We start from the raw sequence: 15,074 nt of genomic DNA on the forward strand, positions 1-15,074 counted from the left end.
AGAGGCCCGCAAATGCGGGCCTTTTTTATTGGTTTATGTCGGATTACCCTTTTTCACTTCACGCCAGATTCGCCACGCCATAAGCGCCAGTACGGCGACCCCAAGAATTAACGCCCCCCACACCAACAGCGTTTTCCACTGGCTTTGTTGCTCAGCTACTGACGTTGCCGTCAATCGCGCTTCACCACCAAGCGCCACGCTCCCCTGAAGAGTCGCCCACGGTAGATAATTTATCTCCTGCGATTTACGCAGCGACGCCGGGATCAGCATATCGAGACCAACATCTGCCTTTTTCGCCGCCCGGTTTCCCCACGCCAGCATATAAGGCCCTTTGCCCTGCGTATTAAACACCAGTTGATAACTGTCGCGCATGCCGCTCAACTCAGGCAGCCTCTCTGGCAACCGGGCGTTAATGGTCGTCATCCGGACGGCCTCAACCAACTGACCGGAAAGACGAATATCTTCCGCACTCCTCCAGTCCAGATTGTAAAGCATGGTTTTTGTCAGCGGCTGCCAGGGCTCTTTTTCAGCGCTGCGCCAGGCCAGTTCCACCGGTAAAACACCTTCACTTTCCAGATCGATGCGAAGCGAGGTCAGCGGCTGGGGCTGCGCCCATCGCCAGACGGCTTCGTCATCCGAAACCTTAATCCCCTGGGCTTCAATCACGATACGCTCGGATTCCGGCTCGCTGCTGGCCGCTATCGCGCTCACGCTGTTTAACGTCAGCGCCGGACTTTGCGAGTCGAGGATCACCAGCAGGTAGCGAGTCGCCTCCACAGAAAGCGTGAGGCTGGCGCTGATGGTGTCCATTTTCAGGCGATCGTTATCACGCGTCAGATCCATTAACGGCGCATCTTCCTGCACGGGTCGCCAGTAGCGCAAATCACTGCTTGCATAAACCGAGGCTTTCCCCTGCCAGTTGCCCGCCTGCGAGTCCCAGTTCAGGCGTAACTGCGCCAGTGAAAAGGCATCTTTCGTCTCTTCCGGGAGCGTCAGTAAATAGCTCTGGCCGAGCGCTTTGACATCATCACTTTGCAAATGAATTTCAATGCCGCTCTTCGAGCGTAAAACAATAGCGTCTCCGCCTCGTTGCCCCTCCTCACGCGGCGCAACCGGTGACATATCAAGCGGGAAAAAACGCAGCGCCACTGCCTCTGGCGTAACGGGCTGGGTTTTCTGCGCCACCAGAGTAAACGGCACCGTCTCCCCCAGATGGTTAAAGACCCGGACATCGCGCAAATCCGCCCAGGCGGTACCCGGATACACCGCCGGAGGTAGCGAAAGGCGATACCACGGCGATGTGCCCGTAGTTTCCAGCGTCACCCCCGTTACGTAGTCCGCCGGAGACTCTTTCACTTCATCGCTGCTTACCGCCGCGCCTGTCACGCCCAGCAGTACGCTGCATAACACCGCTTTCATCCATTTCATTTTTCTTCTCCAGCTTTGGGCGGTAATGGTGAAAAATACCCGATAATCAACACCAGAATGGCCACACCGATAAACGCAACCGCGCGCGCCAGGCCGCCGCCTCCTGCGCTGTCCACCAGCATCAGTTTCACAATGACTATCCCCAACAATACCGCGCCACACAGCCATTCCCGACGCGAGCGACGCCGGGTCGCCCATAGCATCACCACCAATGCCGCCAGCATCCAGAACAGAGCAAAACAGGTTTGAATCAGCCGTGAATCCCATAGTGCGTCTACACGCCACGCAACCTCGCCATACCAGGACAATGCGCGCAGCAGCACACCATTGAGCCACCAAAAGCTGAGCGCCATCAGCGCCACAACCGGCCATGGGCGACATACCGAAAGCTGCGCCGGGAAATAGCGTTCAGACGCGCGATAAAACACCACCAAGCCCAGCAGGGCAAAAGCTGCGCCCTCTTCCAGCGGGTTGAGCAACGGCAGATAAGTCTGACGATAAACCACGCCATCTTGTAAATTCGTCAGCACGAGCAGACCGACCAGCACCAGCACAACGGGAACCATCGCCTGAACAGAATAGAGGGCCGGCCAGATGCGAAACGGCCAGATTTGTCGATGAACAGACTGATAAATCAGGAAAATAAGCAGCCCGCCAGCCGCCATCATCAGGCCGCTACCCCACGCTGCCCTTCCCCACGGCAGCCCCTGCGCGAACCAGAACAGCTCAACCGCGAGCGCCAGTAAAATCATCCAGAAGAACGATAAATGCGCCAGTCTGGAAAGCATTGGCGGTAATATTTGTGCGTCACGCCAGAGCAGCGCTACCGCAACAATTAGCGCCGCGCACCAGGCCAGATTCAGCCAGCCCGCCGCAAAAATCTGCTGTACAGCGATCTGATACATCAGCATCACCAGCATAATCGGCCACAGCAGCCATTTACTGGCATCCAGCTCCCGCCACGCCAGGCGACCCGCAATACTTCGCCAGCCCCAGCTCGATACCGCCATTAATGCCAGCACGCCAGACAGTACCCACCGCTCCTGTTTCAGAACGAGTTGCGATGCCGCAACGAGCGCAACAATCCAGAAAACCAAACCACCAGCGAGTAGCGCCCAACTGCCCGGCATCCAAATGTTGCGCCATAGCCATGCAGCAACCAGCCAACTGAGGCTGAGCACGGCAAAAATCAGCATGACTGAGAGCGCGGTTGTTCCGTTCGCCAGCGCCCATAGCGCGCTCCCCACGGCCAGCACGAGCAGCGCCGAACCGCTATAACTCATGCGTCGTTGCTGTTGTTGCACGCCCAGCCAGAGGATCCCAAGCCCCTCCAGCGACCAGGCCATCGCCGTCCAACGGGCTGAAAGCGCCAACGGGATAGCAAGCGTGGTAAACGCACCACCGAGCGCCAGGGCGGACAATACCAGAGGTCTCCCCAGAGAAGAGGAACGGCGCAACGCAAACTTTGCTAACACCAGATAGAAACCACCGTAGCCCAGCGCACTAAGCGCCGGACCATAAGCCATATGCCGGGTAATGGCATACTGCATTCCAAAACCGATCAGCGGTGGGGCAAACAGCAGTACGCCGTCAATTATCTGTTTGCCTTTTTCCTGCGCCCGGAGCGACAACGCCACGCTCAGCACGCCAAAAATAATCGTGTTGGCGATCAGGAACAGTTGGCAACTCAGGTAATACTCTGGTCGATAGTCCTCCAGGCCCCACACCCCGCCAACGCCGAAGGTGAACAACAGGCCAAGCAGATTAAGCTCCCGCCAGTGCTGCCAGATGCTGATGGCGAGAATGCCGACCGAGAGCAGAAGATAGAATGAGAAGAGCGCGATATGACTGCCGCCGCCGGTGGAAAGCAACAGCGGCGCGAGATAACCGCCAAGACTTGCCAGCATCGCCAGGCTGAGCGCCTTTTGCAGAATAGCCAGCCCCACACTCGCCGCACAAATCACCACCAGCAGCGCAAATGCCAGCGTCATTGGCAGCATTTGCCACAGCCGGAACGCGCCAAACACAGTGAGATAGAGTGCTCCGGTAGCTCCCCCCTGTAATATCAGCGCATAAATCAGTTGCTTATGCCGCAACCGCCAGCCCAACGCCAACAGCACAATAGCGAACAGCGCGGCCGCCACCAGACGCAGCTCCAGCGGAAACAAAGAATGTTCGACCGTATAACGCAGCAGGAAAGAAAGCCCCAAAAACAGGAGCAAAATACCGAGCTTTGCCAACGGGTTACCCTGCATAAACCAGCGCACCAGCGATGACATTACCCCGCCAAAAGCAGAAGGCCGCTCGACGTCGGGCGTAGATACCGCCGCATTATCCGGCTTCGGCTGTGAAGCCCACGGGTTAACGGGCTCAGGAGGCGGCTCAGTTACAGGCTCCGGCGATACGCTGCTCATCGCAGCCGTTGGCGCATCGGCAGGAACAATATCTTTTGCTGCCGTTGGCTCAACGGCGCTGGTCTGCGCCACACCGCGCAGCTCCAGCTCCTCTACCCGACGGCGCAAGGCCATCAGCTCAGAACGTACAGCCGCACTGCGTCTGAATGCCACGATCGCGAGGCCGGGAACCACTACCAGCGCGAAGAATAATACAATGCAGCCAAGGGTTAGCAGCTCATCCATGTTTCCACCTTCACTGTATAAAGACAGACCAGAATGACACAAATTGTTGCAGTTGCGCCATATCGGTTAACACGATGAACCGCTTTTCAGAATAGACAATCAGCCCCTGGGTTTGGCCAGGGGCTGTGATGAGGGATTAAAACGCGAAGCAGGAGCAGCCAAGCGCGCCCCAGAAAGCCCGGTCATCTGACACCGGAATTGCCGATTTACGCGCTATATCATGCTGATGACCGTGTACGCCGCAGCTGCCGCAACACTGGTGCATCTGCACCATTGCGCCAATTTTCGCCGCAGCAGGCGGCGCTGAGCGATAGTGCCCCGGCACTTTTACCACCGGCGACCAGTCAGGTACAACCGGGATGGCCGGCGGCGCCAGCGGAGTGAAATGCCCGGCCGCATACACCACTTTGCCATCGACAATGGTCATCACCGACTCTATGCCTTTGATCTCTTCTTCCGGCACACTGAAGTAATCTTTAGACAGCACCACCAGGTCGGCCAGTTGGTCTTTCTCGATGCGCCCTTTCTTACCCTGTTCGCTGGAGAACCAGGCGCTACCGGCCGTCCACAGTTCCAACGCCACATCGCGCGGCAGGCGATTGTTATCATCGTACATCGCCATCCCTCCCACAGTACGTCCCGAAACCAGCCAGTAGAGCGCTGTCCACGGGTTGTAGCTGGCCACGCGGGTGGCATCAGTCCCCAGCCCTACCGGAACGTCAGCCGCCAGCATTTTCGCCACCGGCGGGGTATGTTTGACCGCATCTTTGCCGTAGCGATCGACAAAATATTCGCCCTGAAACGCCATACGGTGCTGAACAGCGATCCCGCCCCCCAGCGCTTTTACGCGCTCGATATTCCGTTCGGTAATCGTTTCAGCGTGATCGAAGAACCAGTGCAGGCCATTGAACGGGATATCGCGATTCACCTTCTCGAATACGTCGAGCATACGGCTGATGGATTCATCGTAGGTGGCGTGCAGCCGGAACGGCCAGCGGTGCTCCACGAGGTGGCGCACCACGCGCTCCAGCTCATCTTCCATACCTTCCGGCAGATCCGGGCGTGGCTGGAGGAAGTCTTCAAAATCCGCGGCCGAGAAGACCAGCATTTCCCCTGCCCCATTGGCACGGTAGAAGTCGGTCCCCTGCCCTGGTTTGAGCATATCGGTCCAGCGTTCAAAGTCTTCCAGTTCCTGCTGCGGACGCTGGGTAAACAAGTTATAGGCGATGCGCACCGTCATCTGTTTGTTGGCGTGTAACTGCTCAATTATCTCGTAATCTTCCGGGTAGTTCTGAAAACCACCGCCTGCATCGATGGCGCTGGTCAGCCCTAGACGATTCAGCTCGCGCATAAACTGCCGGGTCGAGTTGACCTGCATTTCCAGCGGCAGTTTTGGTCCTTTTGCCAGCGTCGAATAAAGGATCATGGCGTTGGGTTTGGCGATCAGCATCCCAGTTGGGTTACCGTTGCTATCACGCACAATCTCACCACCCGCCGGGTCCGGCGTCGCCTTGGTGTAGCCGACTGCTTTCAGTGCGGCACGGTTCAGCAAAGCTCTGTCGTAGAGGTGCAGAACAAAAACTGGGGTATCCGGGGCAGCTTCATTCAGTTCTTCGAGGGTTGGCATGCGACGTTCGGCAAACTGGAATTCGCTCCAGCCGCCCACCACGCGCACCCATTGCGGCGATGGCGTTCTGTCAGCCTGCTCTTTGAGCATGCGTAGCGCGTCCGCCAGCGACGGTACGCCCTCCCAACGCAATTCCAGGTTGTAATTCAGACCGCCGCGAATGAGGTGCAGGTGCGAATCGTTCAGGCCCGGGATCACCGTATGTCCCTGCAGATCGACAACCTGCGTCCCGTCGGTGGCAAAACTCATGATGCGATCGTGGCTACCGGTCGCCAGGATCTTACCATTGGCGATCGCCACCGCCTCGACCTGCGGGTTTTGTCTTTCGAGAGTATGAATTTTTCCGTGAGTCAGAATCAGTGTGGCAGTTTGAGACATAACAATCTCCTGAGAAACCGGTCAGGCTTTTTTCAGCCATCCGGCAAACAGACGGGTTACGATGGGCATCCAGAACCAGACCACCAGCGCAACCACACAGGCATCATTGATCAGATGCAGGAGTAACGAGCCCTTCATGGCAGGCAGCACAATGCCGGTCAACCACGGCACCAGATTGGTGCTGGGAAAAATCACCAGCAGGGTTATCAGAAACTGTTTCCAGCGCCTGGGCTGACGTACATGGGGCGCGGGCGGCGTAAACCAGAACGCTGCTTCGGTGCGGATTTCGGTTTTATCCCCCTCCGCCAGCAGCGGGGCAATCTCTTCGACCAGCACGCGGCGCGTATCGGACTGGGTCCAGTTATACAGATGCTCAAGCGTGTCGAAGCGGATAATGATGTTCCACAGATTGTTGCCATCTGCAGGACGAATCACATTCGCCCCAAGATGACCGGGAAACTCGGCCGCCACTGGCATGATTTTCCCCAGCCACTGCTCATACCGCTGCGCTTGTTCAGGCAGCAGGGTGTGGGAAATCACCAACGTCACATGTTTGTTCTGCGCCATAAAGGGTTCCTTGTTGAGAGGAAACAGGCCCGCTTAGGCCACGGAAGCAATACACAAAATCATTCATGGCGCATCGAAGCGGCAAGATTGTGTATCCCCGGAAGCTGACAAAGTGAGTGACCGGGGTACGCAAACGAAGCCTACAAAGAGGCAACATGAAGGATGAGGTGTATTTAGGCTTTACGTTCCGGCGCGCCATGCACCATGGTGTAGGCGTAATCCACGCCCATACCGTAGGCGCCGCTGTGCTCACGTACCAGATCCATGACGGCGTCGTAGGTTTCTTTGCGGGACCAGTCGCGCTGGTACTCGAGAAGAACCTGTTGCCAGGTCACTGGTACGGCACCCGCCTGTACCATGCGGTCGATAGAACGCTCATGGGCATCCACGGATGTGCCGCCGGAAGTGTCAGTTACCACATAAACTTCGTAACCCGCTTCCAGCGCCATCAGCGCCGGGAACGTCAGGCATACTTCGGTCCACAGCGCGGAGATAATCAATTTTTTACGCCCGGTCGCTTCCACGGCTTTCACAAACGCCGCATCTTCCCAGGAGTTCATCGAGGTGCGTTCAATTGGTTTAACATCAGGATGAACCGCTAACAATTCCGGCCAGATATAACCGCTAAAACTTTTCGTTTCCACAGAAGTATAAATCACCGGAACATTGAATATTTTCCCGGCCTTCGCTAATGCCACGGTATTATTTTTCAAAGTCTGGCGGTCAATATTCGCCACACCAAATGACATTTGCGGCTGATGATCAATAAAAATAAGCGTTGAGTTTTGAGGGTCAATCAGTTCCCGAATAGACATAGCACACCTTCTTAATCAATAAGTTAAAAGGCAACGGTCTGTATCTGCCGTCAGCAGCAGGATCCTGAATCAGAAAGCTTGTTGAGTATAGCGGGAAATTTCTAACGAGTTATTAAAGAAAACTTACCATCCAGTGAAACTATTAATTTTGTGTTGCGATATATCCTAAACAACATCAAAAAAATGCGCATGACTCATCTAATTTATTCACTGGCATTGTTTTTCTCCATTCGGTACAACAGAGGGGTTTAATTTTCAGGATATTTTCTGCTTATGCGCATCAATCTGGATGTTTTGCTAATTCTCGACGCACTTGATAAACAGGGTTCATTTGCCGCGGCGGCCGAATCGCTGTTTAAAACCCCTGCAGCACTCAGCTATATGATTCAAAAGCTGGAAAGTGATTTGAATATCGAGTTGCTTGACCGTTCCGGTCACCGGGCAAAATTTACCGACACCGGTCAGATGATGCTGGAAAAGGGACGTTTGCTGCTGAGTGCGGCAAAAGATCTCGAAAAGCAGGCGGTGCAGCTGAGTTCAGGCTGGGAAAAAGAGCTGGCGATTGCGCTGGACGACTCCTTCCCTTTCGCCTCGCTGTTGCCCATTATCGATGAATTTCACGCGCTGAATAAGCAAACCCGCCTTAACTTCACCCACCATACGCTGGCGGGCTCCTGGGAGGAGCTGACGCATAATGGAGCAGATATTATTTTGGGGGCGATTAATGAACCGCCTACGTCAGCGGCCTGGTCCTACAAAATGCTTGGCACGCTGGACAATGTGTTTGTCGTTGCGCCTGAGCATCCGCTGGCCGCAGCACCGGATGGCCTGACTAACGAACAGTTGTGCCTGCACCGGGCGATTGTTATTAGCGACAGCGCCCGCTTTTGTCATCCGTTACAAACCAATCTGATGGAGGAGCAGGCGCAGATTCGCGTTGATGATTTCCACAGTAAGGTGATGCTACTGCGGGCCGGCTTGGGCTGCGGATTTCTCCCCCGCCATATTGCTAACCCGTGGCTTGCCACGGGCGAGCTGGTGGAAAAAACGGTCATCTCATTTCGCCAAAAAGACGTGGCCTATATGGCCTGGCGCAATAACCGCGATGGACTGGCGCAGCGCTGGTGGCGGGAAACGCTGCTGGCAAGCCCGGATGTTACGCGCTTATATCAATGACCCATCCACACCGAGGCGGAAATCGCCGGCAGCGTCAGGATATCCTCGGCAAGCACGCCTTTGCCCTCCTGGTGCTGCCATTGACTGACGCTCAGTAATGGCGAGGCTGGCAGGACCACTTCACAGGCGTGGCCACGGTTAATCGCCACCAATACACGCTGGCGGTTTAGCACGCGTACAAACACCACCACGTTATCCTCGGCGTAAATCACCTGACAACCACCATGGCGCAGCGCCTGGCTCTGGTGGCGTAATGTTGCCAGCCGCTGATACAACGCCAGCAGGTTAGCGTCCTGTTTTTCAGGCTGCCACGGGAATGGTTTGCGACAAAACGGATCGTTGTTCCCATCCAGTCCCACTTCGTCACCGTAGTAAATACAGGGCACGCCAGGCCAGGTAAACAGCCACACCACCGCCAACGGTAAACGTGCGACGTCTTTACCGAGCAGAGATTTAAAACGGGCGGTATCGTGGCTGTCGAGCTGGTTGAACATCCGCAACTGCTGCTGATGCGACAAACCCGCACGATAGTTATCCATCCACGCCATACAGGTCTGGGCGTCAATGAATTGCGGATCGTATGAGATATCGGTATTGGCGAGAAATCCCCATACAGGGAAGGTAAAACCGCGATAGTTCATGGCGGCATCTTCCGCGTCGGCCTGCAACCATTGGCGCGCGTCGCCAAAATGCTCGCCCACCACATACGCCTCTGACTGGGTCTCTTTCGCCGCCTGCGTAATTCCGGCCACGTGCTGCAGGTTGTTGTGCGCACCACCGGCTTCTCCCAGCATATGCACCACGTCAAGACGCCAGCCGTCCATACTCCACGGCGCTTTCAGCCAGTGGCGAACGATACTGTCTTCGCCGCGATAAATTTCATTCACCAGGCTTTCAGAGGAAAAGTCCAGTTTGGGCAGGCTGGAATACCCCAGCCAGTCGAGCGCGACGCCGTCGGCTGAGAAATGATACCAGTCGCGCCAGGGGGATTGCGGATTATGGCACGCGCCATCCGTTCCCCGATTATGTCGGTCAAACCAGGCGTGTGAATCGCCGCTATGGTTAAAAACACCGTCGAGAATCAGGCGCATCCCCTGCTGTTGGGTAGTGTGACGCAGGCGCAGCAGCGCCCTGTCGCCGCCAAACTGCGGATCAACATGACGGTAATCTTCGGTATCGTATTTATGCACGCTCGGCGCGGTAAATACCGGATTCAGGTACAGCGCCGTGACGCCTAACGTTTTCAGATACGGCAGCTTTTCGCTGATGCCGTCCAAATCGCCGCCATAAAACGTGGAGCCACCGGCCTGGGCCGTAAGCGGTTCATCCCACTCGCGCCGCACAATATCGTGTCCGGCAGCGTGGTGGTAATAGACGTTATCCTGAGCCGCTTCACGCGACTGGCTGCGGGCAAAACGGTCCGGGAAAATTTGGTAAAAAATCTGATCGGCGGCCCACTGCGGACCGTTATCCGGCACATCAACAGCAAACTGCTCCAGACGCGCAGGCGGAAAACGGCTGAATCCCTGCGGGGTAAACCACAACTGACGATCGAGCCAAAGTAATTTAAAACTATAGCGTCGACGAGGCTGTCCGCTGGAGAGATCGATCGCCGCTCTCCACGCGGTCACGCCCGGTTGCGGCTGGCTGCGTTGCTTGTGCATACCCAGCGAAATCTCTTCGTTATCGTTTTCTGCGCGTAGCGTCACCCGCTGGGGTGGATTTTCCCCCGCCAGCCATAATGTAATCGTCAGTTGATCTTTGTTTTGCTTAACAAATGGGGCAACCGGAAGGTGCCAGGCGTTCAACATCACGTATCCCCTTTGATGATAATGACGTCACCTTGCCATAGCGAAGTGCAGGATCACTCATCATCTTAACGTTTATTGGGGGAGGAGTGTGGGGGAGGAGAAAATTGCCGGGTAACATTAAGCTACCCGGCAAAAATATTACTGCGCTTCAGCCAGTTGGCGCTCGCGACGGCGCTTGAAAACCCAGCCGGCAAGCAGCAGGATAATCCACGCAAAGCCGACGTATAGCGAAATGCGGGTATCCGGATGATAGCCGATAAGCGCGATGATAAAGACCAGGAAAATCAGGCCAATGACGGTCGTCACAACCCCACCCGGCACTTTAAATTTCAGCGCCTTAACCTCTTCCGGCGGCAGACGACGACGGAAGGCAATTTGTGACAGCAGGATCATAATCCACACCCATACCGTTGCGAAGGTCGCCAGAGAGGCGATCACCAGGAAGACGTTTTCCGGCATGATGTAGTTAAGATACACCGCAAACAGCAGCGCGATGGTCATCACCATCACCGTCACCCATGGCACGCCACGACGCGACGTCTTGGCGAACATTTTCGGCGCGCTGCCCTGCTCCGCCATACCGTGCAGCATACGCCCCACGCCAAAGACGTCAGAGTTGATGGCCGACAGCGACGCGGTCAGGACTACGAAGTTGAGGATCCCGGCGGCAAAGGTAATCCCCATATGCTGGAACGTCAGAACGAACGGGCTACCGTCAGTGCCGACCTGGTTCCACGGGTAAATAGACATGATGACGAACAGCGTCCCCACGTAAAACACGAGGATACGCATCGGTACGGAATTGATGGCGCGCGGAATAGATTTTTCCGGGTCTTTGGCTTCGCCAGCGGTAATCCCGATAATCTCAATCCCGCCGTAGGCGAACATCACCATTTGTAGCGACATCACCATGCCGAGCCAGCCGTTGCTGAAGAAACCGCCGTTGCTCCACAGATTATGGATACCGGTAGGCTGTCCGCCGTTACCAATCCCCCAAATGATGATGCCAAAACCGGCGACAATCATGATGATAATGGTGGCGACTTTAAAGAACGAGAACCAAAATTCCAGCTCGCCAAACACCTTCACGCTCATCAGGTTGATGGCGCAGATAATCAATACCACGCTGAGTACCCAAATCCAGTGTGGTACGGCCGGGAACCAGACGCCCATGTAAATACCAAAGGCAGTCACATCGGCAATGGCGACAATCAGGATTTCAAAACAGTAGGTCCAGCCGGTTATGTAGCCTGCCAGCGGTCCGAGGTTTTCCTGCGCATAGCGCGAGAAGGAGCTGGCTGCAGGGTTATGAACGGACATTTCGCCCAGCGCGCGCATAATGATATACGCCGCTACGCCGCCGATAATATAGGCCAGCAACACGCTTGGCCCCGCCATTTTGATGGCATCGGCCGAGCCGTAGAACAGCCCGGTACCAATTGCTGAACCTAATGCCATAAAGCGAATGTGCCGGGTGCTCAGCCCACGCTTTAGCTTGTTATTACTTTCCATCGATTCCTAACCTGTTAACACAATAAAAAACCACGGGGCCATGTTAATAGCCCCGTGGTTAAAACTTATTGTCAGTGATATTAGTGTGCGCTGGAGGTCACTTGTCGACCCGCTGCACGATCCCAGATAACTGCCAGGACCACCATCACGACTGTTGGCATCAACCACGCCAGCCCCTGCTCCGCCAGCGGTAAACGCTGGGTCCAGGCCGGTAACACGTCGCCAATTGCAGAAGCTTTAATGCCATCAAGGATACCAAAAATCAGGCTGATAAACATCGCAGGTGCAATGACGCGGGAAGAATTATGCCACCATGAGCGGGTAAAACTTAATACAACCAGTGCGATACATGGCGGATAGATAGCCGTCAGCACCGGAATAGAGATCTGAATCAGATGGCTCAGACCCAGGTTAGAGACCACCATCGAGAAGCCGCCGAGGATAAATACCAGCGTACGATAAGACAGTGGAACGTACTGGGCAAAGAACTCTGCGCACGCGCAGGTCAGGCCAACAGCGGTGACCAGACAGGCGATGAAAATCAACGCCGCCAGCAGGAAGCTCCCTGCGCCACCAAAGGTGTGCTGAACATACGCATGCAGAATTGCCGCGCCGTTAGCAGACTGATCGACCAGAATTGCACTATCTGAACCCAGACGGAACAGCGCGAGATACAGCAGCGTTAAGCCCACACCCGCCATCAAACCCGCCCAAACGGTATAACGGGTCAGCAGACGCGCTTCAGTAACGCCACGCGAGCGAGCGGCGTTGACGATAACAATACCAAATACCATCGCGCCCAGCGTATCCATGGTCAGATACCCGTTCACGAAGCCATTAGAAAACGCAGCAGTTTGATAGGCTTCCATCGCATTGCTGATCGGGCCTGCTGGCCAGACGATTGCGGCGACAGACAGGACCACCAGCGCCAGGATTTTCAGCGGAGCCAGGAAATTACCAACTGTATCCAGCAGTTTGCCCGGATACAGCGAAACCAGAATCACAATCGCGAAATAGACCACGCTGTAGATAAGCAGTGGCAGCGCGGAGTCACCGGTCAGCGGTGCAATCCCGACTTCGAAAGAGACCGTCGCGGTACGCGGCGTAGCAAATAACGGTCCAACAGCCAGGTAGCACACGGTCGCCAGCAGCAAACCAGCGACTTTACCGATAGGCGTGCTCAGTCGGTCCACACCACCACCGACTTTCGCCAGCGCGACAACGGTAAGTACCGGCAGGCCAACGGCGGTAATCAAAAAGCCAAAAGCCGCAGTCCAGACGTGTTCACCTGCCTGCAAACCAACCATTGGGGGGAAGATGATGTTACCTGCACCAACGAACAGTGCAAATGTCATAAATCCCAAAGCGATAATATCGCGCGATTTTAACTGATGGGTCATAAAGTCTTACTGCCTGTGGATGTGGTGTTGAAAATAATAAATTTTTGCCTTTCCCTGGGGGACAATACAGCGGCATTTTTGCTCAATTCCAGCGGGAAACACTCCCAGACTGGCGCGGCGAAGAATAGTTTTTCGATTTACCGCGTAAATGCAGTCGGTATGACAGCACCTGGAGCGCAATTTAAACGCTTATAACGTTTTAAAGCAAGGTGGGATCCAAAAACCAGAACAATATAGCGATATGAAAAATGGGGTTAGCACAAAACACCATTTCATGGAAAAAGGTATGGGTAATAGTTCGAACAAAAAACAACCAAACGTCGTAAAATTCAGGATGGTTATATTGACCGCATAGAAAAAGCCAGCTTGCGCTGGCTTTTGGAAAGATTATCTTACGAATGCGCCTTAACCGTTAATTTTGGCAATTAAACGTTCCGGGATCACGAAACTAAATCGCGTCCCAACGCCTGGTTCGCTTTCGATATTCAAGCGACTGTCGTGATGATGCAGCGCATGCTTAACGATGGCCAGGCCAAGTCCGCTGCCGCCCGTTTGCCGCGATCGCGCCTTATCCACACGATAAAAACGTTCGGTTAAGCGTGGAATATGCTCGGCGGCAATGCCTGGACCGTTGTCTTCCACGCAAAACTCCGCCCCCGACGCCACATGCTGCCAGCGTACGGTAATGTGCGTTCCCGCTGGCGTATGGTTCACCGCGTTGTAGACGAGATTCGAGATAGCGCTACGCAACTGCTCCTCGTTACCCCGCACGTTCAGGCTATTATCAACATCAAAGGTAAACGTATGTTTTTGCTGGCTCAGCGTTTGCGCTTCGTGTTCGAGCACGCGCAGCATCATGGGCACATCGACCTTCTCATTCAGCAGTAGCGTCGGAGCAGCCTCAATTTTTGACAGCGTCAGCAGCTGTTTCACCAGCCCTTCCATGCGATACGTTTGTTCGCGCATGGTATGCAGCGCTTTTTCACGCGTCGTCCCTTCCAGCGGATGCTCCTGCATCATTTCCAGGTACCCTTGTAACACCGTCAGCGGCGTACGCAGTTCATGGCTGGCGTTGGCGAAAAAGTTACGTCGTGAACCTTCCAGTTGATGCATCTGGGTAACGTCGCGCGCCACCATCAGCAGTTGCTTATCGGTATAGGGCATCACGCGAATTTCCAGATGCCGTCCGGTATTGAGTACCAGATTGATCGGTCGGCTAAAATCGCGCGTTTTCAGATATTGTGTAAATTCCGGGTAGCGCAACAGGTTAAGAATATTTTGCCCGCTATCGTCCGGCCAGCGCAGTCCCAGAACCTGCTGGGCCAGTCCGTTACACCAGAAGATACCGCCTTCTTCAGTGGTCAGCACCACCGCGTCGGGTAGCGATTCCGCCCCGCTGCGAAAACGTTTAATCAGATTACCCAGTTCACGACGGCGCTTTTTGTTGCGCAGTTGCATTTGATGCAGCCCGTACAGCAACGGCTCCCAACTGCCTCGCCCCGGCGGCGGCGTCATGCTTCTGTCGACCCATAGCCACCAGGACAAACGTAATAAATTCCAGAAATGCCAGATAAGCAGGCCCGTTACCGACGCCAGTAAAAACCAGGGCAGGTAACCGAAAAAAGCGCTAAGGATAAATGCCGGTATGCAGCACAGGATCAGCTCCAGTACCAACCTTTTCCATGACAATCGTTCTAGCAAACGTCTTACTCCCTATACGG

The 15,074-nt window shown here is 55.1% G+C and carries 10 protein-coding genes; 1 reads left to right on the forward strand and 9 read right to left on the reverse strand.

What is annotated here, in order from left to right; genetic code table 11:
- Nucleotides 1-33: 33 nt before the first annotated feature.
- The 5 genes from HVZ39_RS19155 to HVZ39_RS19175 form a co-directional block, all read right to left on the reverse strand.
- Nucleotides 34-1,428: a DUF3999 domain-containing protein gene (locus HVZ39_RS19155; protein ID WP_181632843.1), complete on the reverse strand. Its 1,395-nt coding sequence runs from the start codon at nt 1,426-1,428 to the stop codon at nt 34-36.
- The gene (locus HVZ39_RS19160; RefSeq protein ID WP_181632844.1) at nt 1,425-4,067 is read right to left on the reverse strand and encodes a DUF2339 domain-containing protein; all 2,643 of its coding nucleotides are present in this window, start codon (nt 4,065-4,067) and stop codon (nt 1,425-1,427) included. Before HVZ39_RS19160 ends, HVZ39_RS19155 begins: the two co-directional genes overlap by 4 nt.
- 136 nt (nt 4,068-4,203) lie before the next feature.
- Nucleotides 4,204-6,072 carry an amidohydrolase gene (locus tag HVZ39_RS19165; RefSeq protein WP_016155848.1) on the reverse strand — a complete coding sequence of 623 codons (1,869 nt, stop codon included), beginning with the start codon at nt 6,070-6,072 and terminating at the stop codon, nt 4,204-4,206.
- 21 nt (nt 6,073-6,093) lie between these two features.
- Entirely contained in the window at nt 6,094-6,639 is a 546-nt protein-coding gene (locus HVZ39_RS19170; RefSeq protein WP_016152022.1) for an antibiotic biosynthesis monooxygenase, read from the reverse strand.
- Nucleotides 6,640-6,812: 173 nt separating this feature from the next.
- A complete protein-coding gene (locus tag HVZ39_RS19175; protein ID WP_003021513.1) occupies nt 6,813-7,454 on the reverse strand; it encodes a hydrolase in 642 nt (213 codons plus the stop codon).
- Between the two features lie 273 nt (nt 7,455-7,727).
- Between HVZ39_RS19175 and HVZ39_RS19180 the strand changes: the two genes are divergently transcribed.
- Nucleotides 7,728-8,630: a LysR family transcriptional regulator gene (locus tag HVZ39_RS19180; RefSeq protein ID WP_016152020.1), complete on the forward strand. Its 903-nt coding sequence runs from the start codon at nt 7,728-7,730 to the stop codon at nt 8,628-8,630.
- On the opposite strand, the gene malZ is transcribed toward HVZ39_RS19180, so the two are convergent.
- The 4 genes from malZ to phoR form a co-directional block, all read right to left on the reverse strand.
- Nucleotides 8,624-10,441, reverse strand: coding sequence for a maltodextrin glucosidase (gene malZ / locus HVZ39_RS19185; protein WP_181632845.1), 1,818 nt, complete (start codon nt 10,439-10,441; stop codon nt 8,624-8,626). The genes HVZ39_RS19180 and malZ overlap by 7 nt on opposite strands.
- A gap of 138 nt (nt 10,442-10,579) precedes the next feature.
- On the reverse strand, nt 10,580-11,953 hold the full coding sequence (gene proY, locus HVZ39_RS19190) for a proline-specific permease ProY (protein WP_016152018.1): 1,374 nt from the start codon (nt 11,951-11,953) through the stop codon (nt 10,580-10,582).
- A gap of 80 nt (nt 11,954-12,033) precedes the next feature.
- A complete protein-coding gene (gene brnQ / locus HVZ39_RS19195; RefSeq protein ID WP_016152017.1) occupies nt 12,034-13,353 on the reverse strand; it encodes a branched-chain amino acid transporter carrier protein BrnQ in 1,320 nt (439 codons plus the stop codon).
- 405 nt (nt 13,354-13,758) lie between these two features.
- Complete coding sequence (gene phoR / locus HVZ39_RS19200; RefSeq protein ID WP_047357682.1) at nt 13,759-15,054, reverse strand: phosphate regulon sensor histidine kinase PhoR; 1,296 nt, start codon at nt 15,052-15,054, stop codon at nt 13,759-13,761.
- Nucleotides 15,055-15,074: the final 20 nt, after the last annotated feature.

Source organism: Citrobacter sp. RHB35-C21, from assembly GCF_013816515.1.
Classification (GTDB): domain Bacteria; phylum Pseudomonadota; class Gammaproteobacteria; order Enterobacterales; family Enterobacteriaceae; genus Citrobacter; species Citrobacter braakii.

Coding starts and splice junctions, on each gene's coding strand:
- HVZ39_RS19160 (WP_181632844.1), bottom strand. CDS start 4,067: ATGGATGAGCTGCTAACCCTTGGCTGCATTGTATTATTCTTCGCGCTG.
- HVZ39_RS19155 (WP_181632843.1), bottom strand. CDS start 1,428: ATGAAATGGATGAAAGCGGTGTTATGCAGCGTACTGCTGGGCGTGACA.
- brnQ (WP_016152017.1), bottom strand. CDS start 13,353: ATGACCCATCAGTTAAAATCGCGCGATATTATCGCTTTGGGATTTATG.
- proY (WP_016152018.1), bottom strand. CDS start 11,953: ATGGAAAGTAATAACAAGCTAAAGCGTGGGCTGAGCACCCGGCACATT.
- HVZ39_RS19175 (WP_003021513.1), bottom strand. CDS start 7,454: ATGTCTATTCGGGAACTGATTGACCCTCAAAACTCAACGCTTATTTTT.
- malZ (WP_181632845.1), bottom strand. CDS start 10,441: ATGTTGAACGCCTGGCACCTTCCGGTTGCCCCATTTGTTAAGCAAAAC.
- HVZ39_RS19170 (WP_016152022.1), bottom strand. CDS start 6,639: ATGGCGCAGAACAAACATGTGACGTTGGTGATTTCCCACACCCTGCTG.
- HVZ39_RS19165 (WP_016155848.1), bottom strand. CDS start 6,072: ATGTCTCAAACTGCCACACTGATTCTGACTCACGGAAAAATTCATACT.
- HVZ39_RS19180 (WP_016152020.1), top strand. CDS start 7,728: ATGCGCATCAATCTGGATGTTTTGCTAATTCTCGACGCACTTGATAAA.